At 61.1% G+C, this 20,963-nt stretch carries 15 protein-coding genes; 12 read left to right on the top strand and 3 right to left on the bottom strand.

Annotated elements, in window-relative coordinates; translation table 11 throughout:
• Positions 1–13: 13 nt before the first annotated feature.
• A complete protein-coding gene (locus KGB24_RS06775) occupies positions 14–490 on the top strand; it encodes a DUF1348 family protein (RefSeq protein WP_223414369.1) in 477 nt (158 codons plus the stop codon).
• A 105-nt stretch (positions 491–595) separates the two neighbouring features.
• Here KGB24_RS06775 and sfnG read toward each other — a convergent pair whose 3' ends face one another.
• Positions 596–1,687, bottom strand: a complete 1,092-nt coding sequence (sfnG, locus tag KGB24_RS06780; RefSeq protein WP_223414370.1) for a dimethylsulfone monooxygenase SfnG — start codon at positions 1,685–1,687, stop codon at positions 596–598.
• 270 nt (positions 1,688–1,957) lie between these two features.
• On the opposite strand from sfnG, the gene KGB24_RS06785 reads away from it, so the two are divergent.
• The gene (locus tag KGB24_RS06785; protein ID WP_223416688.1) at positions 1,958–3,196 is read left to right on the top strand and encodes an acyl-CoA dehydrogenase family protein; all 1,239 of its coding nucleotides are present in this window, start codon (positions 1,958–1,960) and stop codon (positions 3,194–3,196) included.
• A gap of 182 nt (positions 3,197–3,378) precedes the next feature.
• Positions 3,379–4,158, top strand: coding sequence for a TSUP family transporter (locus KGB24_RS06790; RefSeq protein WP_008038340.1), 780 nt, complete (start codon positions 3,379–3,381; stop codon positions 4,156–4,158).
• On the opposite strand, the gene nudC is transcribed toward KGB24_RS06790, so the two are convergent.
• Together nudC and KGB24_RS06800 are read right to left on the bottom strand one after the other, a co-directional pair.
• A complete protein-coding gene (gene nudC / locus KGB24_RS06795) occupies positions 4,126–4,956 on the bottom strand; it encodes an NAD(+) diphosphatase (RefSeq protein WP_008026265.1) in 831 nt (276 codons plus the stop codon). The genes KGB24_RS06790 and nudC overlap by 33 nt on opposite strands.
• Before the next feature lie 7 nt (positions 4,957–4,963).
• On the bottom strand, positions 4,964–5,776 hold the full coding sequence (locus tag KGB24_RS06800; RefSeq protein WP_192416430.1) for a crotonase/enoyl-CoA hydratase family protein: 813 nt from the start codon (positions 5,774–5,776) through the stop codon (positions 4,964–4,966).
• A gap of 555 nt (positions 5,777–6,331) precedes the next feature.
• On the opposite strand from KGB24_RS06800, the gene glgA reads away from it, so the two are divergent.
• The 9 genes from glgA to KGB24_RS06845 all read left to right on the top strand — a co-directional run bounded on the left by glgA (position 6,332) and on the right by KGB24_RS06845 (position 20,961).
• Positions 6,332–7,918: a glycogen synthase GlgA gene (glgA, locus tag KGB24_RS06805; protein WP_008026261.1), complete on the top strand. Its 1,587-nt coding sequence runs from the start codon at positions 6,332–6,334 to the stop codon at positions 7,916–7,918.
• A gap of 13 nt (positions 7,919–7,931) precedes the next feature.
• Positions 7,932–9,728, top strand: coding sequence for a malto-oligosyltrehalose trehalohydrolase (gene treZ / locus KGB24_RS06810; RefSeq protein ID WP_223416686.1), 1,797 nt, complete (start codon positions 7,932–7,934; stop codon positions 9,726–9,728).
• Positions 9,725–11,803, top strand: a complete 2,079-nt coding sequence (gene malQ, locus KGB24_RS06815) for a 4-alpha-glucanotransferase (protein WP_223416684.1) — start codon at positions 9,725–9,727, stop codon at positions 11,801–11,803. Before treZ ends, malQ begins: the two co-directional genes overlap by 4 nt.
• Positions 11,800–14,571, top strand: a complete 2,772-nt coding sequence (locus KGB24_RS06820; RefSeq protein WP_223416682.1) for a malto-oligosyltrehalose synthase — start codon at positions 11,800–11,802, stop codon at positions 14,569–14,571. The genes malQ and KGB24_RS06820 overlap by 4 nt, the downstream gene beginning before the upstream one ends.
• A gap of 2 nt (positions 14,572–14,573) precedes the next feature.
• Positions 14,574–14,900 (top strand): DUF2934 domain-containing protein, encoded by a 327-nt coding sequence (locus tag KGB24_RS06825; RefSeq protein WP_223416681.1) that lies wholly within the window; start codon positions 14,574–14,576, stop codon positions 14,898–14,900.
• Positions 14,901–15,127: 227 nt separating this feature from the next.
• Complete coding sequence (gene glgX / locus KGB24_RS06830; protein WP_223416679.1) at positions 15,128–17,287, top strand: glycogen debranching protein GlgX; 2,160 nt, start codon at positions 15,128–15,130, stop codon at positions 17,285–17,287.
• Between the two features lie 215 nt (positions 17,288–17,502).
• Positions 17,503–18,261: a PIG-L deacetylase family protein gene (locus tag KGB24_RS06835; protein WP_192227257.1), complete on the top strand. Its 759-nt coding sequence runs from the start codon at positions 17,503–17,505 to the stop codon at positions 18,259–18,261.
• A gap of 414 nt (positions 18,262–18,675) precedes the next feature.
• Positions 18,676–19,476, top strand: a complete 801-nt coding sequence (locus KGB24_RS06840; RefSeq protein ID WP_223416677.1) for an endonuclease/exonuclease/phosphatase family protein — start codon at positions 18,676–18,678, stop codon at positions 19,474–19,476.
• 417 nt (positions 19,477–19,893) lie between these two features.
• A complete protein-coding gene (locus KGB24_RS06845; protein WP_223416676.1) occupies positions 19,894–20,961 on the top strand; it encodes an autotransporter outer membrane beta-barrel domain-containing protein in 1,068 nt (355 codons plus the stop codon).
• Positions 20,962–20,963 lie beyond the last annotated feature (2 nt).

Raw genomic sequence — 20,963 nt, forward strand, 5'->3', positions numbered from 1 at the left:
TGGGAGACTTTAAATGTCTAACGCCGAAGTTCGTCCGCCATTGCCGCCGTTTACCCGTGAATCGGCCATCGAAAAAGTTCGCCTGGCCGAAGATGGCTGGAACTCCCGTGATGCAGAGCGTGTGTCTCTGGCCTACACACTGGACACCAAATGGCGCAACCGCGCCGAATTCGCCTACAACCGTGAAGAAGCCAAAGGTTTCCTGACGCGCAAATGGGCCAAGGAACTGGACTATCGACTGATCAAGGAACTCTGGGCGTTCACCGGCAACCGCATCGCCGTGCGCTACGCCTATGAATGGCACGACGACTCGGGCAACTGGTTCCGTTCCTACGGCAACGAAAACTGGCAGTTCGACGAGAACGGCCTGATGGCCAACCGGTTCGCCTGCATCAACGACATGCCGATCAAGAAAAGCGACCGCAAGTTCCACTGGCCGCTGGGGCGTCGCCCGGATGATCATCCGGGGCTGTCTGACCTAGGTCTGTAAACACACATCGCACCCTGTAGGAGCCGGCTTGCCGGCGATAGCGTCCTCACATTCAACGAAGATGTTGTCTGTGATACCGCCATCGCCGGCAAGGGTTTGTGGTGGTCAGGCGACTTCGGCTTGTTTCACGCTGGCCTCGGCTTCCAGCTCCCGCACCAACGGCAGCACCCGCTTGCCGAAATACTCCACCTCTTCCTGAAAGTGCAGAAACCCCGCCAGCACCAAATCCACGCCCACCGCTTTCAACGCCACAATCCGCTCGGCAATTTGCCGCGGCGTGCCGATCAGGTTGGTCTTGAAGCCGTCGTTGTACTGCACCAGATCCTCGAACGTTGATTTGGCCCAATTGCCCTCGCCTTCCGGTGATGCCCTGCCCGCCTGTTTCGCCGCATCGCCAAAGGCATTCACCGCTTCCGGATCAGCCTGATCGATGATCTGCGCCAGCACTGCGCGTGCCTCTTCTTCGGTGTCGCGGGCGATGACGAACGCGTTGACCCCGACCTTCACCGAGTGATTGTTCGCGGCAGCCTTGCTGCGGATATCGTCGACTTGCGCCTTGATGCCTTCCGGCGTGTTGCCGTTGGTGAAGTACCAGTCCGAAACTCGCGCCGCCATGTCCCGTGCTGCACGGGAGCTGCCGCCCTGAAAGATTTCCGGTTGGCCCAGCGGTTTCGGTTTGAGGCTGTAATTGTCGAAGCGGTAAAAGTCACCGCGAAAGGTGAAGTTGTCCTGGCTCCAGATGCCTTTGAGCGAGCGAATGAATTCTTCGGAGCGGCGATAGCGCTCGTCGTGCTCCAGCCAGTGTTCGCCGATGGCCTGGAATTCACCCTTGAACCAACCGCTGACGATGTTCACCGCAATGCGGCCGTTGGTCAGTTGATCGATGGTCGCCAGTTGCTTGGCCGCCAGCGCGGGTTGCCAGGGGCCGGGCAGGATCGCCGCGATGACTTTCAATGTGGTGGTGGCGGCGAGCAGCGCATGGCTGAAGGCGACCGACTCATGCTGGTACTCGGCGCCGTAACCGGCGGTGAAGCGAATCTGCGTCAGGGCGTATTCGAACCCCGCCGCTTCGGCCAGTTGCGCCAGTTTGCGGTTGTAGTCGATGCCCCAGTGGGTGCGTTGTTCGATCTTGCTGACCACCAGCCCGCCGCTGACGTTCGGCACCCAGTAGGCAAATTTGACGGCTTGCTGACTCATTGACGTGTCCTCGGGACGTTAGGAAGTCCTGGGGTGAGAGCAGCAACCGTGCCAGTGCTTTCCTGTAGCGACCGAAGCCCCCTGTGGGAGCGAGCCTGCTCGCTCCCACAGGGTTCTGGGTGTGACAGGGCAATTTGCTACGGCGCTGTTGCTGCAGCAACAGTTCAGGCCACATTGAGGCACGTACGCCCCGCAGATCATGGCTGTTCCTGGTCGGCATGGACCATGCAATCCCCCATGGCATCCACTGCCGATCCAAGGAGCTGTCCCATGACCGAACACCAGGTAATCAATCCGCTGTCCATTGGCATTGACTATGAAGCGCTGGCCGCGAGATTCCGCCCGATTTTCCAGCGCATCGCCGCCGGTGCCGTTGAGCGTGAACAGTCGCGCAGCCTGCCTTACGAGCCCATCCAGTGGCTGAAGGAAGCCGGTTTCGGCGCGGTGCGCGTGCCGGTGGAATATGGGGGTGGCGGCGCCACCCTGCCGCAGCTGTTTGAGTTGCTGATCGAACTGGCCGAAGCCGATTCCAACGTGCCCCAGGCACTGCGCGGGCATTTCGCGTTTGCCGAGGACCGCTTGAACACCACGCCAGGGCCGGCACGGGATCTGTGGTTTAAACGCTTTGTCGGCGGCGACATTGTCGGCTGCGCCTGGACTGAAATCGGCAATGTGGCGATTGGCGATGTGATCACCAAAGTCTCGCCCAACGGCGACGGCTGGCGGCTCAACGGTGAAAAGTTCTACAGCACCGGCAGCCTGTTTTCCGACTGGATCGACGTCTACGCACAGCGCAGTGACACCGGCGGCGATGTCATCGCAGCGGTGCGCACCCGGCAACCGGGGATCGTGCAAAGCGATGACTGGGACGGTTTCGGTCAGCGCACCACGGGCAGCGGCACGTCGCGGTTTATCGACGCCGAGGTGGACGCCGAAAACATCATCGACTTCGCCACCCGTTTCAAATACCAGACGGCGTTTTATCAGCTCGTGTTGTTGGCCACGCTGAGCGGGATCGGTCGCGCCGCGTTGCGTGACGTGGCGCATCAGGTATGTGAGCGCAAACGTATTTACAGCCATGGCAATGCCCAGCGCGTCAGCGAGGATTCACAAGTTCAACAAGTCGTCGGTGAAGTGGCGGCGCTGGTGTACGCCGCCGAAGCTAGCGCGTTGAAGGCTGCACAACCGGCGCAGCGGGCGTATCTGGCGCGGTTTTCGGGGGATGATGCGCTGGAGCGGGCGGCGAATGTTGCGGCGGAACTCGAATCGGCAAAAGCACAGGTTGTGGTGTCCGAGCTGATTCAGCGGGCGACCACCGAGCTGTTCAATGCGCTGGGGGCTTCGGATGTGCGTCAGGGGAAATCGCTGGACCGGCATTGGCGTAATGCGCGGACCGTGTCCTCGCATAATCCGGTGATCTACAAGGCGCGGATTGTCGGGGATTGGGAGATTAACGGGGCTGAACCGCCGTTTGTGTGGCAGATCGGGAATGGGCCGGCCGCCAAGTGATGTAGCGCCTGCAAGTCAGTCTTCGCGGGCAAGCCTCGCTCCTACGGTTAAGCGCATTCCCCTGTAGGAGCGAGGCTTGCCCGCGAAGAGGCCAGACCAGTCGCCGCAGAAGTTGGATATAGGTAAGATACCGGCCCTTCCCCGCAGCCCTTTGCTGCACCCCGCCGAATAAGCCCATTTCCATGCCTTTCGAACTCAGCGTTGACCTCACCACCCTCGCCATCCTGGCCGTCGTCGCCTTCATTGCCGGTTTCATCGACGCCATTGCCGGCGGCGGCGGTCTGTTGACCACGCCGGCGCTGTTGACCGCTGGCCTGCCGCCGCACCTGGTGCTGGGCACTAACAAACTCAGTTCGACCTTCGGCTCGGCCACCGCCAGTTTCACTTTCTATCGACGCAAACTGTTCCATCCCCGGCAGTGGGTGCACGCCATCGTCGGCACCTTGGTCGGCGCGCTGACCGGTGCCGTAGTCGCGCATTACCTGCCCGCCGAATGGCTGAACAAAATGCTGCCGGTGATCGTGTTCGCCTGCGGCCTCTACCTGTTGTTCGGTGGCACGCCGAAAGCGCCGCTGGACAGCGAGGCACCGATCAAGAAAAAGTGGCAATCGACCCAAGGCTTCAGCCTCGGTTTCTACGACGGCGTGGCCGGCCCCGGCACTGGCGCATTCTGGACCGTGAGCAGCCTGCTGATGTACCCCATCGACCTGGTGAAGGCCAGCGGCGTGGCGCGCAGCATGAACTTCGTCAGCAACATTGCGGCGCTGTCGGTGTTCATCTTTTCCGGGCAAGTGGACTGGATCATCGGCCTGAGCATGGGCCTGTCGGTGATGGTCGGTGCGTTCTTCGGTGCGCGCTCCGCCATCAGCGGCGGAGCCAAGTTCATTCGTCCGGTGTTCATCACCGTGGTGCTGGGCCTGACTGTGCGCCTAGCCTGGCAGCACTGGTTCAGCGTGGCCTAAGCGCCGCGCCACATAGACGTCGATCAGGTAACGGGCAATCGAGCGTGACGCCGGCAACGGCGGCAGCTCGTGCACGTTGAACCACTGGGCGTCTTCGATCTCGTCCTCCTGGCAGACAATCTCGCCGCCGGCGTACTCAGCGTGGAAGCCGAGCATCATCGAGTGCGGGAACGGCCAGCACTGGCTGCCCATGTACTGGATGTTCTTGACCTCGATCTGCACCTCTTCACGCACCTCGCGAATCAGGCAATCTTCAGCGGACTCACCCGGCTCGGCAAAACCCGCCAGCGTGCTGTAGACCCCGGTGACAAACCGTGGCGAGCGCGCCAGCAAGACTTCATCGCCACGGGTGATCAGCACGATCATGCTCGGCGAAATCCGCGGGTAATAGCGCAGATTGCACGGCTCGCAATACATCGCCCGCTCACGCGGCACCTGCAAGGTCGCCTGCCCGCAGTTACCGCAAAAACGGTGTTCACGGGCCCAGGTACCGATCTGCGCGGCATAACCCAGCACTTTGTAAACCGCGTGATCGCCATCGAGCATGAACGCCCGCAAGCCTTTCCAGTTGCAGCCCGGTACTTCGCTGTGACTGCGCAGCTCCAGCAGGTAGACCGGTTCGCCATCCAGATGACCAATGCCGTGTTCGGCCAGAACCGGCAGGTCCTGACGCTTGAGCCATTCACGCGGGAACAGCGCGCCATTGTCGTCGAACAGGAAGCCTTCGGGGCTGCGCGCAACGGCCCAGCCGCCCGGTTGATCGGTGTCCAGTACTGCAGTGGTCCAGCGTGAAGTCATTTTTCAATCAATCCAGAAATTCGGGTTTCTGTTTGCTCATATGGGCGGCCATGGCCACGCGCAAGTCAGTGGATTGCAGCATGGCGGCGTTCCAGGTAGCGACGTATTCAAGGCCGTCGTCAATGCGATGGTCGCGCATGTAGCTGATCATCTCCTTGGTGCCGGTGATCGCAATCGGCGACTTGCCGGCGATGTCCCGGGCAATGCCCATGACACCGTCCAGCAGGCTGGCGGTGTCGCTGTAGACGCGATTGACCAGGCCGATACTGCGCGCTTCCTCGGCGCCAAACGAGCGACCAGTGTAAGCCAGTTCACGCAGCATGCCGTCACCGATGATCCGCGGCAAGCGTTGCAAGGTGCCAACGTCAGCGGCCATGCCGATGTCGATTTCCTTGATCGAGAATTGCGCGTCTTCGGCGGCATAACGCATGTCGCAGGCGGCAATCAGGTCGATCGCGCCACCCAGGCAATAACCCTGGATTGCTGCCAGCACCGGCTTGCGGCAGTTGTCGACGGCATTGAAGGACGCTTGCAGCGCAAGGATCTTGCGGCGCAGCAGGCGCGCATTGCGGCCGACGTCCTTGCCCAGCTCATTGGCCACGCCGGCCAGCATCATCAGGTCGATACCGGAGGAAAAATGTTTGCCGGCGCCGCTGAGCACCACCACCCGGACTTCGTCGGTGTCATCGATCCACTGGAAGATCTCGATGATCTCGCTCCAGAACGCGGCGTTCATCGAGTTGATCTTTTCCGGACGATTGATCTGCACATGGGCAATTTTATCGGCCAGTTCGACGGTGAACGCAGTGTACTGAGACATGGCAGTGATCCTTTACCGGGCAAAAAATGAGGCCCGAACTATAACAAGGCAACCCGCGCCGCAGTAAGGCAGCGGTTCGGCCAAAAGCGGGACCTGCGAGCGCACCACAACAGTGCGCAGCCGTAATCGCCCTCGCACATTCATGTGACTGGCAGGTTACTTTTTGGGGCTGAATCGCGAAAAAACATGCCCTTCGTCGGGGCGTTTGGCTGCCTATCCGGTACGCCCGTACCGCTTTGAACCGATTGTCGAACAATTTTGCCAACTGGCCTTCACCGCTCTAAGTTCTGGCCTAGACTCCTTTTCGCGGGGCAAAACCGGTCGGTCACAAAGTGTCAAAAAAATCGAAACTTTTGCCATTTGTGGCCGGTCCTCTGAAAGGTAGGTGCGTTGCGACTGGTGCAATCCTTGCAACGGCCACTCCAGCCATTCTGCTTTAACGCATGGGCAGCGTTTGCTCACCGATGCGTAGCGCGTTTGCGCCCGGCCACAGGATTTGGCCACGAAACACCGTTTGCCAGACCTAGAACTAGATCAACAACACGGGAGATTCATATGATCAGTACGGCATTAGATATCCAGGGAGAACGTGCTCATCAGCAGGTCGGCGAAACGAGCGCCGTGAGTGCCCCAAGTGCCCAATCGATCAACGTCACGGGTACCAAGACGTTGACGCCGGTGGTCAGTCAGAATCCCAACAGAAAGAAAGTGTTGTTTGTGACCTCGGAAATCGCCGACCTGGTGAAGACCGGCGGTCTGGGTGACGTTTCCGCGGCGCTGCCCCGGGCCATGGCGAAATTGCACGATGTGCGTGTGCTGATCCCCGGTTACCCGCAAGTGCTGCACAGCGAAAACCCGATCCACATTATTGGTGAGCTCGGTGGTCATGCCGCGCTGCCTGCCTGCAAGATCGGGCGCATGGACATGCCTGACGGCCTGGTCATTTACGTGTTGATCTGCCCTGAACTCTACGAGCGCGAAGGTTCACCTTACGGCGCCAATAACGGCCGCGACTGGCCGGACAACCATATTCGTTTCGCCCGCCTGGGCCTGGCGGCTGCCGACATCGCCGCCAACCTCGCACAAATCCACTGGTGCCCGGACCTGGTGCATGCCCATGACTGGCCCGCCGGCCTGGCCCCCGCCTATATGCACTGGCGCGGTCAACGCACGCCGACGCTGTTCACCATTCACAACCTCGCTTATCAAGGCGTGACCAGCCTGGGGTCGTGCCCCGAGCTGGGCATTCCCGCGCATGCCCTGCAACAGGAAGGCATGGAGTTTTACGGCAAGATGTCGTTCCTCAAGGCCGGCATGGCTTATTCGAGCCACATCACCACCGTCAGCGCCACCTACGCCCAGGAAATCACCACGCCGGCCTTCGGCTGCGGCCTCGACGGCTTTCTCGCCGCCAAGACCCAGCAAGGCCTGCTCAGCGGGATTCCCAATGGCATCGATGAGAGCTGGGACGCCGCCACGGACACCCACCTGTTCCGTCCGTTCAGCATCGGTGACTGGGAAGGCAAAGCGGTCAACGCGGCGCACGTGCGCGAGCTGTTCGGGCTGGACGACTCCGAAGGTCCGCTGTTCGCCGTGGTCTCGCGCCTGGTCTATCAGAAAGGCCTGGACCTGACGGAAGCCGTGTCCGAGTACATCGTCAAATCCGGCGGCCAGATCGCGATCATCGGGCGCGGCGAGCCGGAAGAAGAACAGGCCATGCGTGAACTGGCCCTGCGCTTTCCAGGGCAGATCGGTGTGCGCATCGGCTTCAACGAAACCGACGCCCGCCGCATGTTCGCCGGCAGCGATTTCCTGCTGATGCCCTCGCGTTATGAACCGTGCGGCTTGAGCCAGATGTACGCCCAGCGTTTTGGTTCGTTGCCGGTGGCACGCAACACCGGCGGCCTGGCCGACACCATCGAAAATGGCGTGACCGGTTTCCTGTTCGACGAATCCACGGTCGAGAGCTATCAGGAAGCCCTGAGCCGTGCCTTCAAGGTGTTCGCCTTTCCTGGCTTGCTCAATGCCATGCGTTGCCGGGCCATGGCCGCACCGTTCAACTGGTGCAAAGCCGTCGAACCCTACGCCGAACTCTACGAACAGCTGGTGGCTAAAGCGCTGGGGAAATCGAACAAACAGTAAGAGGTTTTCAACGATGCCGTTACGGACCCTTGAGACCTGGCCCCACGGCGCAATCATGCTGGACGCAGAGCACACGCGTTTTGCCTTGTGGGCGCCGGATGCGTTTTTTGTCAGTGTCGAACTGGAAGATGGACAGTCCTTGCCGTTGCTGCCTCAGGCCGATGGCTGGTTCGTGATCAAGACGCGCTGTCCTGCGGGCACGCGTTACCGCTACAACATTGATGGCGAACTCGAGGTGCCCGACCCGGCCTCCCGCGCTCAGGCCGGTGACATTCATCGGCACAGCGTGGTGGTCGATCCCCTCGCCTACACCTGGCGACACCGCGACTGGCTTGGGCGGCCCTGGAACGAGGCGGTAATCTACGAGTTGCACGTTGGTGCGCTCGGCGGTTTCGTCGAGGTCGAGCAGCACCTGGCGCGGCTTGCCGGGCTGGGCGTTACCGCCATCGAATTGATGCCGCTGGCGCAGTTCCCCGGTGATCGCAATTGGGGCTACGACGGGGTTCTGCCCTACGCGCCCCAGGCGTCCTACGGCACGCCCGAGCAACTCAAGCACCTGATCGACAGCGCCCACGGCCATGGTCTGGCGGTGATGCTCGATGTGGTCTACAACCACTTCGGCCCGGACGGCAATTACCTGCATCGCTACGCCAAGGCGTTCTTCAATGAAGACAAGCACACGCCTTGGGGCGCGGCCATCGACTTCCGGCGACGGGAGGTGCGCGACTTCTTTATCGACAATGCATTGATGTGGTTGCTGGAATACCGCTTTGACGGTTTGCGCTTCGACGCGGTGCACGCGATCAAGAGCCCCGACTTTCTACAGGAACTGGCGCAACGCATCCGGCAGCAAATCGACCCGGCGCGCCACGTGTGGCTAACGGTCGAAAACGAACACAACCAGGCCAGCCTGCTGCAGGAAGGCTACGACGCGCAGTGGAACGACGACGGCCACAACGCCTTGCACGTGCTGCTGACCGGTGAAACCGAGGCCTATTACGCCGACTATGCCGACAACCCTACCGAGCAGTTGGCACGCTGCCTGAGCCAGGGCTTTGTGTTCCAGGGCCACACCAACCGCCACGGCGAAGCTCGCGGCGAGCCCAGCGGTCATTTGCCGCCCACAGCGTTCGTGCTGTTCTTGCAGAACCATGACCAGATCGGCAATCGCGCATTCGGCGAACGGCTGCACCAACTTGCCCACCCCGACGCCTTGAAAGCCGCGACGGCGTTGTTGCTGTTATCGCCGATGATCCCGCTGATGTTCATGGGCGACGAGTTTGCCGCCGAGCAACCGTTCCTGTTTTTCACCAGCCATCACGGCGAACTGGCGGAACTCGTTCGCGAAGGTCGGCGTAACGAATTTTGCGCGTTCGATGCATTTTCGGACCCGGCCAGGCGTGAACAGATTCCCGACCCGAACGCGCCGCAAACCTTCGAAGACTCACGGCCGAATCTGACGGCGAGCGGGCAATCGGCCATTTACGCGCTGTATCGCCAACTGCTGAAAATCCGCCACGAGCAGATCATCGCGCGCCTGCCCGGTTCACACCCGTTGGGTGCCGAGGCACTGGCGCCAGGCGCGGTGAGCGCACGCTGGCAACTGGGCGATGGCAGCCTGCTGCGCATAGACCTGAACCTCAGCGACAAGCCGGTGGTCCACTCCCCACAGGCCGGCACTTCGTTGTTGTTCGAACACCCGCCGAAGTCCGCCGACCTGCTGAATCAGGGCACCCTTGCCCCGTATTGCGCGCTAGTCAGCCTCACGACCGCAGCCCCTTTGCTACCCCCGGATGGAGAGCGCCCATGAGCGATGCGCAATTGGAAATACTGGCCAGCCGAGCTGGCCTGGCCGTCGACTGGATCGATGCCAACGGCCGCCCACAAAAAGTCGCGCCATCGGTGTTACGCAACGTCCTGACCGGGCTCGGCCATCCGGCCGGCAGCGCCCAGGAGATCGATGCCAGCCTGCAAGAATTGCAGCAAGTGCAGCAAACCCGGCATCTGCCGCCGCTGCTGACCGCGGACGTTGGCGTGGGCCTCAGCCTCGCGCATTATTTCGAGCCGCAGACCCCCTGCGAGATCCACCTTGAGGACGGATCGCGGCTCAACCTGAAACTGGATGCCCAGGCGATGTTGCCCGGCCTGATTCCTGTCGGTTATCAGCACGTCAGTATCGACGGCCAATCCTTTACGCTGGCCGTGGCGCCGGCACGCTGCTACAGCGTCAACGATGCGGTCGACAGCCCGATCCCTCGCGCCTGGGGGCTGAGCGTGCAGCTGTACTCGCTGCGCCGTCCCGGCGATGGCGGTTTTGGCGACACCCAGGCGCTGGAAGATCTGGCCCGCGTCGCCGGTGAGCGTGGCGCCGAAGCGCTGGCGATCAGTCCGCTGCACGCGATGTTCAGCAGCGACACCCAACGCTATAGCCCTTATTCGCCGTCCAGCCGCCTGTTCCTCAACAGTCTGTACGCGGCGCCCGGCGCGATCCTTGGCGAGCGAGCGATGCGCACGGCGATTGACGCCACCGGGCTCGCCGCCGAGCTCAAGCATCTGGAACAACAGCCGCTGGTTGACTGGCCTGTGGCGGCCGACGCCAAGCACCGTCTGTTGCAGGCGTTGTACGAAGGCTTTGTCCAGGGCGAACACCCGTTGCACGCCGACTTCAGCAGCTTCCGCCACGCGGCTGGCGAAGCACTGGAGAACCACTGCCGTTTCGAAGCCATTCAGGAGGCCCGTGCCGCCAAAGGTGAAAACCTCGACTGGCGCGAGTGGCCCGAGCAATGGCGCGACCCGCGCAGTGCTGCGCTGGCTGAGTTTGCCGAAGAGAACGCCGGGCGCATCGGCTTCTTCGCCTTCTGCCAGTGGTTGATTACCCGTTGCCTAGAGCGCGCACAAACCGCTGCGCGCAGTAGCGGCATGAGCATTGGCCTGATCGCTGACCTCGCGGTCGGTGCCGACGGCGGTGGCAGCCAGGCCTGGAGTCGCCAGGACGAATTGCTCGCCTCGCTGACAGTGGGTGCGCCGCCGGACATTCTCAATCGCACCGGGCAAGGCTGGGGGATTTCCGCGTTCTCGCCTGAAGGCCTGGTGCGTCACGGATTTCGTGCGTTCATCGAAATGCTCCGGGCCAACTTCGCCCATGCCGGTGGCCTGCGCATCGATCACGTCATGGGCCTGCAACGGCTGTGGGTGATCCCCAACGGCTCATCACCCGCCGATGGCGCTTATCTTTATTACCCGGTGGACGATCTGCTGCGCCTGCTGACCCTGGAATCCCATCGGCATCAAGCCATCGTCCTCGGCGAAGATCTCGGGACGGTGGAAGACGGCCTGCGGGAAAAACTCATCGCCCGTTCGATTCTCGGCATGCGCGTGTTGCTGTTCGAGCAGGACAACACACACTTCAAGCCGATCCTCGACTGGCCGGACAACGCACTGGCCACCACCAGCACCCATGATTTGCCGACACTCAACGGCTGGTGGCATGGCCACGATATCGACTGGAATGCCCGATTGGGCCTGGTCGACGCCACGGGTGAAATCGAGTGGCGCCGTCACCGCGAACGCGAGCGTGAAGGCCTGCGCCGGGCGTTGAGCCAGGACCCGCAGAACTTCCGCGAAGAGTCCCATGAGACCGATCAGATACTCGACGCAGCCATTCGCTTCCTCGGCCATACCCGCGCGCCGCTGGTGTTGCTGCCACTGGAGGATGCCCTGGGCATCGAACAACAGGCCAACCTGCCCGGCACCATCGACACCCATCCGAATTGGTCGCGCCGCTTGCCCGGTGCCAGCGAAGCCCTGCTCGATGACCTGGACGCGGCCCGACGTCTGGAATTGCTTGCCTGCGCGCGGCTTCAGGCGGCCGAGCGTGACCGATGAATCAACCACGCGCGACCCTGCGTTTGCAGTTTCATAAAGGCTTCACGCTGGACGACGCGGTGCCGCTGGTGCCCTATTTCGCCCGCCTCGGCATCAGTCATGTCTACGCCTCGCCGCTGCTGAGCGCACGCGCAGGTTCCATGCACGGCTATGACGTGGTGGACCCGGGCACGGTCAACCCGGAGTTGGGCGGCGAAGCAGCGTTGCGCCGTTTGGTCAGCGCGTTGCGTGAGCAGAACATGGGGCTGATCCTCGACATTGTCTCCAACCACATGGCCGTCGGTGGCGGCGATAATCCCTGGTGGCTGGACTTGCTGGAATGGGGCCGTTTGAGCCCGTACGGCGAATTTTTCGACATTCAATGGCATTCGCCCGATCCGTTGATGGAGGGTCAGCTCTTGCTGCCATTCCTCGGCAGCGACTATGGCGTGGCGTTGCAGGACGGCACCCTGCCCTTGCGCTTCGATGCGCAGCACGGGGCTTTTTACGTCGAACACTACGATCATCACTTCCCGATTTGCCCGATGGACTACGGCGAATTGCTCAAGGACGATCCCGAGCGATTCAAGTCACTGGCCGACCGTTTCAGCACCTTGAGTTACCAGACAGACGCCCACCGCCTGGCCAAACCGTTGAAAGACGAGCTGCGCAAACTGGCCAGCGACCCGGCCCTGCTTCACGTCATCAAGCAGAACCTGCAAGCCTACGATTCGCTCACGCCGGACGGTTTCCAGCGCCTGCACCGGTTGCTGGAACGTCAAAGCTATCGCCTCGCCAGTTGGCGTACGGCGGCGGATGACATCAATTGGCGGCGCTTTTTCGATGTCAACGAACTGGGCGGTCTGCGTGTGGAGCGCCCGGCGGTGTTCGAAGCCACTCACGCAAAAATCTTCGAGCTGGTCGCCGAGGGCCTGATCGACGGCCTGCGCATTGACCATATCGATGGCCTCGCCGACCCGCGCGCTTATTGCCGCAAACTGCGGCGCCGGGTCGACAGCCTGACGCCGGGCCGACACCTGCCGATCTACGTCGAGAAGATTCTTGGCGAAGGTGAAACCCTGCACCGTGACTGGTCGGTGGATGGCACCACCGGTTATGAATTCATGAACCAGGTGTCGTTGCTGCAACATGATCCCGCCGGTGAGAAAACCCTCGGCGAATTGTGGAACCGCTACAGCGAACGGCCTGCCGATTTCCGTCAGGAAGCACACCTGGCCCGTCAGCAAATTATCAACGGTTCGCTTGCCGGCGACTTCGAAAGTGTCGCTCAGGCGCTGCTGCAAGTGGCTCGGGATGATGTGATGACCCGCGACCTGACCCTCGGCGCGATTCGTCGGGCGTTGCAGGAACTGATCGTGCACTTCCCGGTGTATCGCACCTACATCAGCCCTTGTGGGCGTTCCGCTGAGGACGATGGTTTTTTTCAGCAAGCCATGGACGGCGCGCGGCAAAACCTCAGCGAAGCCGATTGGCCGGTACTCGATTGTCTGGCTCGATGGCTGGGCGGCGAACCCTGGCGCAAACGCCCGGCGGGCCGTCCGCGCAAGATGCTCAAGCATGCCTGCGTGCGTTTTCAGCAGTTGACTTCACCGGCGGCGGCGAAGGCAGTCGAGGACACCGCGTTTTATCGCTCGGCGGTTTTGCTGTCGCGTAATGACGTGGGGTTCAACACGGAACAATTCAGCGCGCCGGTGGCTGACTTTCATGCCGCGTGCCTCAATCGTCTCGAAGAATTCCCCGACAACCTGCTGGCCACCGCGACCCACGACCACAAACGCGGCGAAGACACCCGCGCCAGGCTGGCGGTGTTGAGCGAGCGCAGCGCATGGTTCGCCGAGCAGGTGCCGCTCTGGCAGACACTGGCCCGGCCGGTGCGCGACGACGATGCGATGCCGTCAGCGGGCGATGAATTGATTCTGTATCAGACGATTCTCGGCAGTTGGCCGCTGGAACTGCGCGACGACGATCGGCCGGCGCTCGAGGACTACGTCAAACGTCTCTGGCAGTGGCAGCAGAAAGCCTTGCGTGAAGCCAAGCTGCAAAGCAGCTGGAGCGCGCCGAACGATGCGTATGAACGTGCGACCCAGGCGTTCATCGAACGTCTGCTGCTAAGCCCCGAAGCCGAGCTGCTGCGCGCAGCCCTGAGCAAAGCCGTGACGTCCATCGCCGCCCCCGGCGCACTCAACGGATTGGCGCAAACCTTGCTGCGCATGACCGTGCCGGGCATTGCGGACCTTTACCAAGGCAACGAGTACTGGGACTTCTCGCTGGTCGATCCGGACAACCGTCGCCCGGTGGATTACGCGAGTCGCCAACACACCATGCAACGTTCGCCAGAACTGCCGGAACTGCTGGCCAACTGGCGTGACGGACGCATCAAACAAACCCTGATCGCGCGCACATTAGGCCTGCGCGCCCAACAGGCCGAGCTGTTTCAACGCGGGACGTATCAAGCGCTGGAAGTGGTCGGCCGCGAGTCACACCGGGTGCTGGCATTTGCGCGCTCGTACAACCAGAAGCAGGCCATCGTGATCGTCCCGATACGCTGTGCAGACCTGCTGAAAAACAGTGCCATACCCCATGTCGGCGCGCCGCAGTGGGGCGATACGCGAGTCAAATTACCGTTTACCACCCCTGCCGAAAATCTGAAGGGACTTTTTTCCAGCGTCGCAGTCACAGAACACAAGGAGCTGATAATTGGCGCCGCGCTGGGGGATTTCCCGGTCAATCTCTTTATCCAAAACTTTGAGTTCAGTTCAGGAGCATAGCGATGAGTACCGACGATAAACGCATCCGCGAATTTGCCTATCAGATCTGGGAATCGGAAGGAAAACCCGAGGGCCATGAAGCCCGGCACTGGGAGATGGCTCGAAAACTGGCAGAAGCCGAAGCCCTGGCCCCCAGCAAATCGCCCAAGGCGGCCAGCAGCAAAGCGGCAGGCTCCAAGCCTGCCGTCAGCAAAACCGCCAACGGCAAGGCTGGCGAGCCGAAAACCAAAGCCAAGGCGAAACCGGCCGCTGCGGCAAAGGTGATCCCGCCCGGGGAAAAATCCACCGAGAAGAAACCTCGCGCAGCGCGTAAACCGCCTGCGGTCTGACGCTTCCCGGCATTGTCCTGACTGACCTTGTGGCGAGCGACCTCTCGCCACCGTGGGCACGTTCGCCCCCGATAAACCACTGAACACTGTGGGAGCGAGCCTGCTCGCGATGAACGTTAACGATTACGCGCATTGTCTGGAAAAACGCGTCGTTCTGGAGTCCATCGCGAGCAGGCTCGCTCCTACAGTGAATCGGTGTGTGAGCCCCCTTTTTTGCAGGAGCATCTATGACCAGTCCAAAAAAAGCCGCGCCAGAACCTCAGGCCGAGGCTTCGCGAATCCGGGAAGGCCTGCCCTTTCCGCTGGGCGCCACCTGGGATGGTCTGGGGGTCAACTTCGCCTTGTTCTCCGCCAACGCGACCAGGGTCGAACTGTGCATCTTCGATGACGCCGGCGAGGTCGAACTGGAGCGCATCGAGCTGCCGGAATACACCGACGAGATCTACCACGGCTACCTCCCCGACGCTCATCCGGGGCTGATCTACGGCTACCGTGTTTATGGCCCGTATGACCCGGCCAACGGGCATCGCTTCAATCACAACAAACTGTTGATCGACCCCTACGCCAAACAACTGGTCGGCCAGTTGAAATGGTCCGAGGCGCTGTTCGGCTACACCATCGGCCACCCCGACGCCGACCTCAGTTTTGACGAACGCGACAGCGCGCCGTTCGTACCGAAATGCAAGGTGATCGACCCGGCGCACACCTGGGGCCACGACCATCGCGTCAGCGTGCCGTGGGACAAAACGATCATTTACGAAACTCACGTGCGCGGCTTCAGCATGCGTCACCCGTCCGTCCCCGAGAACGTGCGTGGCACCTTCGCCGGGTTGATGGTCGATGACATGCTGGAACACATCCGCAAGCTCGGCGTGTCGACCGTGGAATTGCTGCCGATTCACGCGTTCGTGAATGACCAGCACTTGTTGCACAAAGGCATGACCAATTACTGGGGCTACAACAGCATCGCGTTTTTCGCCCCGGACCCGCGCTACCTGGCCAGCGGCAAGATCGCCGAGTTCAAGGAAATGGTCGCGCACCTGCACGAAGCCAATCTGGAGGTGATTCTCGACGTGGTGTACAACCACACCGCCGAGGGCAACGAACAGGGCCCGACCCTGTCGATGCGCGGCATCGACAACGCCTCGTATTACCGCTTGATGCCCGACGACAAGCGCTTCTACATCAACGATTCCGGCACCGGCAACACCCTGGACCTGAGTCACCCGTGCGTGCTGCAAATGGTCACCGACTCCCTGCGTTACTGGGCGTCGGAAATGCACGTGGACGGGTTCCGTTTCGACCTGGCGACCATTCTCGGGCGCTACCACGACGGTTTCGATGAACGTCACAGCTTCCTCGTTGCCTGCCGCCAGGACCCTGTATTGCGCCAGGTGAAAATGATTGCTGAGCCGTGGGACATTGGTCCCGGTGGTTATCAGGTCGGTCGCTTTCCACCGGGCTGGGTCGAATGGAACGACAAATTCCGCGACACCGTGCGCGCCTTCTGGAAAGGCGACGATGGCCAACTCGCTGACTTCGCCAGCCGGATGACTGCCTCCGGTGAAATGTTCAATCAGCGTGGTCGGCGGCCCTACGCGTCAGTGAACTTCGTCACCGCTCACGATGGCTTCACCCTCAACGACCTGGTGTCGTACAACGAAAAACACAACGAAGCCAACGACGAGAACAACCAGGACGGCAGCAACAACAACCTGTCCTGGAACCACGGCGTCGAAGGCCCGACTGACGACCCGGAAATCAATGCGCTCCGCCAGCGGCAGATGCGCAACTTCTTCGCCACACTGCTGCTATCCCAGGGCACGCCGATGCTGGTGGCCGGTGACGAGTTCGCCCGCACCCAGGACGGCAACAACAATGCCTATTGCCAGGACAGTGAAATCGGCTGGGTCAATTGGGACCTGAGCGAAGATGGCAAGGCGTTGCTGAAGTTCGTCAAACGCCTGATCAAGTTACGCCTGGCCTACCCGATCCTGCGACGCGGGCGCTTCCTGGTGGGCAATTACAACGAGGACATCGGCGTCAAGGACGTCACCTGGCTGGCACCGGATGGCAGCGAGATGAGCACAGAACAATGGGAGGAATCCCACGGCAAATGCCTCGGCATGTTGCTCGATGGCCGAGCCCAGGAAACCGGGATTCGCCGCAAGGGCGGTGATGCCACCTTGCTATTGGTGGTCAACGCGCACCACGACATCGTCAATTTCACCTTGCCGCAAGTGCCGGATGGCAGGTTCTGGACCTGCATGGTCGACACCAATCAGCCATCGATCCGTGGTCAGGAGCGCTTCGAGTTCGGCCACGAATATTCGGTCACCGGCCGTTCGCTGCTGCTGTTCGAATTGCAGCGTGAGGAAGAAGAGTGAAATGAAACTACGGGGGTTTCTACATGGCCAGGCAGCGGCCAGACACTGGAGCGACTCCAGCGAAAATTGCGCGACCTGGCACAGCCCGGAGAAAAATATGCACCGGTGGGAACATCGACGCGACGAATAGCGTGACTTGAGCAATACTCTGCTCGCGGCAATCCAGGGTTCGGAGAGCGGCACATTGCTATCAATTAGAACAAGGACGTAGCCCGATGAAATCCGTTTCCATCAGCGACAGCAGCCTTACTGCACAGATCTGGAACAACGCGCCTCAGCTCGACAACATTCCCGTCATCAACACCCAGACCCTGGTCCCGCCCGGCGCCCGCGCCGTGGTGATCGCGCCGCATCCCGGCGATGAAGTCGTGACCTGCGGCGGACTGCTGCAATTACTCAGCGCTCTGGGCCATCCCCTGCAATTGATCTCGATCACCGACGGCAGCGCCAGCCATCCGGGGTCACAGCAATGGTCGGAGAAACGCCTCAGCGTGTTTCGCCCCCAGGAAAGCGTCGAAGCCTTGCGCCGCCTCGGTTTGCCGATGCACAGCCTGAAGTGGATTCGCGGTGGGTTCACCGACAACGCCCTGGCCGAGCGCGAGCTTCAGTTGACTCAATTCATCGCGCGGTACTTGCGGCCTGGTGATGTGGTGTTCAGCACCTGGAGCGAGGACGGCAATGTCGACCACGACGTCGTCGGCCGCGCCAGTGCCAAAGCTGCCGCCTCGGTCGGTGCAGCGTTCAACGAAGTACCCGTCTGGGCGTGGCATTGGCCCTCGCGTGATCGCGGATTGATCCCGTGGCACCGCGCCCGCAAGGTTCGCCTCGACACCTGGACCGTCGCGCGCAAAAGCCACGCCACCCACGCCTACGCCAGCCAGCTCGACGGCGAACCCGCCATCGGCATCGCCCCGCTGCTGCCCCGGGTACTGCTGGAGCGCATGCGGTTGCCCTATGAAATCGTCTTCGTCTAAACCAATGCCCCCTGCAGGAGCCAGCTTGCTGGCGATGAGGCCCTTGAACCTTGCGCTATTCTTGCGGACGCCATCGCCGGCAAGCCAGCTCCTACAAGGTTGTGTCGATCACCCGCTCGAAATTACACCCGCCCCTGTAGGAGCCAGCTTGCTGGCGATGAGGCCCTCGAACCTTGCGCTAATCTTGAAGACGCCATCACCGGCAAGCCAGCTCCTACAAGGTTGTGTCGATCACAGGTTTGAAATTGCCCCCACCCCTGTAGGAGCCGGCTTGCTGGCGATGAGGCCCTCGAACCTTGCGCTATTCTTGCGGACGCCATCACTGGCAAGTCGGCCCCCTGCAAATGCTCAAACTGAACTGCCCGCCCCCGCATCAGTCGCATACATAAGCCAGCCTGATTCAGAGGAGTCAAAGTGACCAGTGATTCCAAGCGCCAGACCGTCGAAGCAAAGCCATTGAACACGCCGCCGGCGATTCATCGACTCAGGGTGTTGACGGTCAACACCCACAAGGGCTTCACCGCGCTAAACCGACGCTTCATCCTCCCGGAACTGCGTGAAGCGGTACGCAGTACGTCCGCCGACCTGGTGTTCCTGCAGGAAGTCGTCGGTGAACACGAACGCCATTCTTCCCGCCTCAACAACTGGCCACAGACCTCGCAATACGAATTCCTGGCCGACAGCATGTGGAGCGATTTCGCCTACGGCCGCAATGCGGTCTACCCCAACGGTCACCACGGTAACGCGCTGCTGTCAAAATACCCGATCCGCGAATACCGCAACCTCGACGTCTCGATCACCGGCCCCGAGCGCCGCGGTCTGCTGCATTGCCTGCTCGACGTACCGGGCCACGCCGAAGTCCACGCGATTTGCGTACACCTGAGCCTGCTGGAAAGTCATCGTCAGTTGCAGCTCCAGTTACTCTGCCAACTGCTCGAGTCTTTACCCGACGATGCACCGGTGATCATCGCCGGCGACTTCAACGACTGGCAGCTACAAGGCAACGCCGCCCTAGCCCGCCACGACTACCTGCACGAAGCATTCGAGCGCCACCATGGTCGCCCGGCAAAAACCTATCCAGCACGGTTTCCGCTACTGCGACTGGACCGGATTTATCTGCGCAATGCCAGCAGCCATGACCCGCGGATATTGGGCAGCAAGCCGTGGACGCATCTGTCGGACCATTTGCCGTTGGCAGTGGAAGTGCGTCTTTAGTGTTTCAGGCATGATCCGTCAGGCATCATTGATATTGACAGTAATGTTCTAAGGGATGCGCCAGTGAATCTCGCCGTTCACATCGACTTTCTTACCGACCGTCGGCTGCTCAAACGCCTCTGGAACAATACTTTCACGATGATTTTTCGTACAAACAAGAACTTAGATAAGCGCCAAAAAACAATCAGTTGCAACGGCCAAAATAGACATACCGCTTATCGTTCATTTTCTTGACGCGACGCCATCGGTCTTCTTGACTTGACGTTACTACCCCCGGAAGTACCACCCGGAGCAACCCCCAGACACCCGTCAAAACGGGCCGCCAGCGGCTTGCCCCAGTCCATTCGGTCGCCCCTCAATCAGGGGTAGGAGAGACGCCAGAGCGAGATACCACATGCGACTGCAAGGTAGACCTCCATGAAAACTTCATTCACCCCACAAGAGATCAAAGTTACTTTTTGCACGGTGTCGAGTTCACTCTTGCTGTGCTCATCCATGGAAGTGCAGGCCTCGCCTGCCGAGGAAGAAACAACCCCCTGGTATGATCAGGAGGTCCCGGTGCTCACCTTGCCCGCGCTCGCTAACACCTACCCTGGCCGCTTCAGCGCCAACCCTGATTTGCGAAGTTCACACCTGACCATCGAAGACGCTGCGCCCTCGGCCTGGGATCAGCTCTATGGACAGGCGTCGCGTCAGGCACAAACCGATTATCTGTCCCAGGGATTCAGCATTCCTGGTGCCAACGAATTCAAAGGCCCGGCGATCCTCACCCTTCAAAGCGGTAGTGGCCATACCCAGCAGGTCGGGCTGATCGGCGGGATGAGCCAGTTTCAAGGCAACAGCAACGGCCTGCTGACCAGTCGCGCCCTTGCCGACCCCAACACCGACACCCTCAACCTGCAAGGCCAGAGCCTCGGCGCCTACTGGAGCCTGACCGGCCCACAGGGCTGGCACGTCGACTTGACGGCCAGTGGCGGTCGGGTCAACGGTTTCAGTCGTAATGAACAAGGGGCGCGACAAGCCGCCGAAGGCAGCGCAGTCACCTTCTCGGTGGAAGGCGGCTTTCCGATTGGTCTGGGCGACAACTGGGTCGTCGAACCCCAGGCGCAGTTGATCAATCAGCGCATCACCCTGGACACCCCGTACGCCGGTTCCGGCAACGCTTCGTCCAGCGACCTGACATCCTGGAGCGGCCGGGTCGGTGCACGGTTGAAAGGTAGCTACGACATCAACGGCCTCGGGGTCGAACCGTATGTGCGGACCAACTTGTGGCACACGGTGTACACCGGCAATACCGTGACCCTGGATCAGGTCGACAAGATAAGCACCAGCCGCTATTCATCGACGGTCGAAGTGGGTTTGGGCCTGGTGGCCAGAGTGACTCCCGCCGTGAGCCTGTATGTCAGTGCCGATTACAGCAGCAGTGTGGATGAAAATGATTTGAATGGGCTGATTGGCAGCCTTGGCGTGCGGATGCGCTGGTGAGC

Source organism: Pseudomonas sp. BF-RE-25, from assembly GCF_019956105.1.
Lineage (GTDB): Bacteria > Pseudomonadota > Gammaproteobacteria > Pseudomonadales > Pseudomonadaceae > Aquipseudomonas > Aquipseudomonas migulae.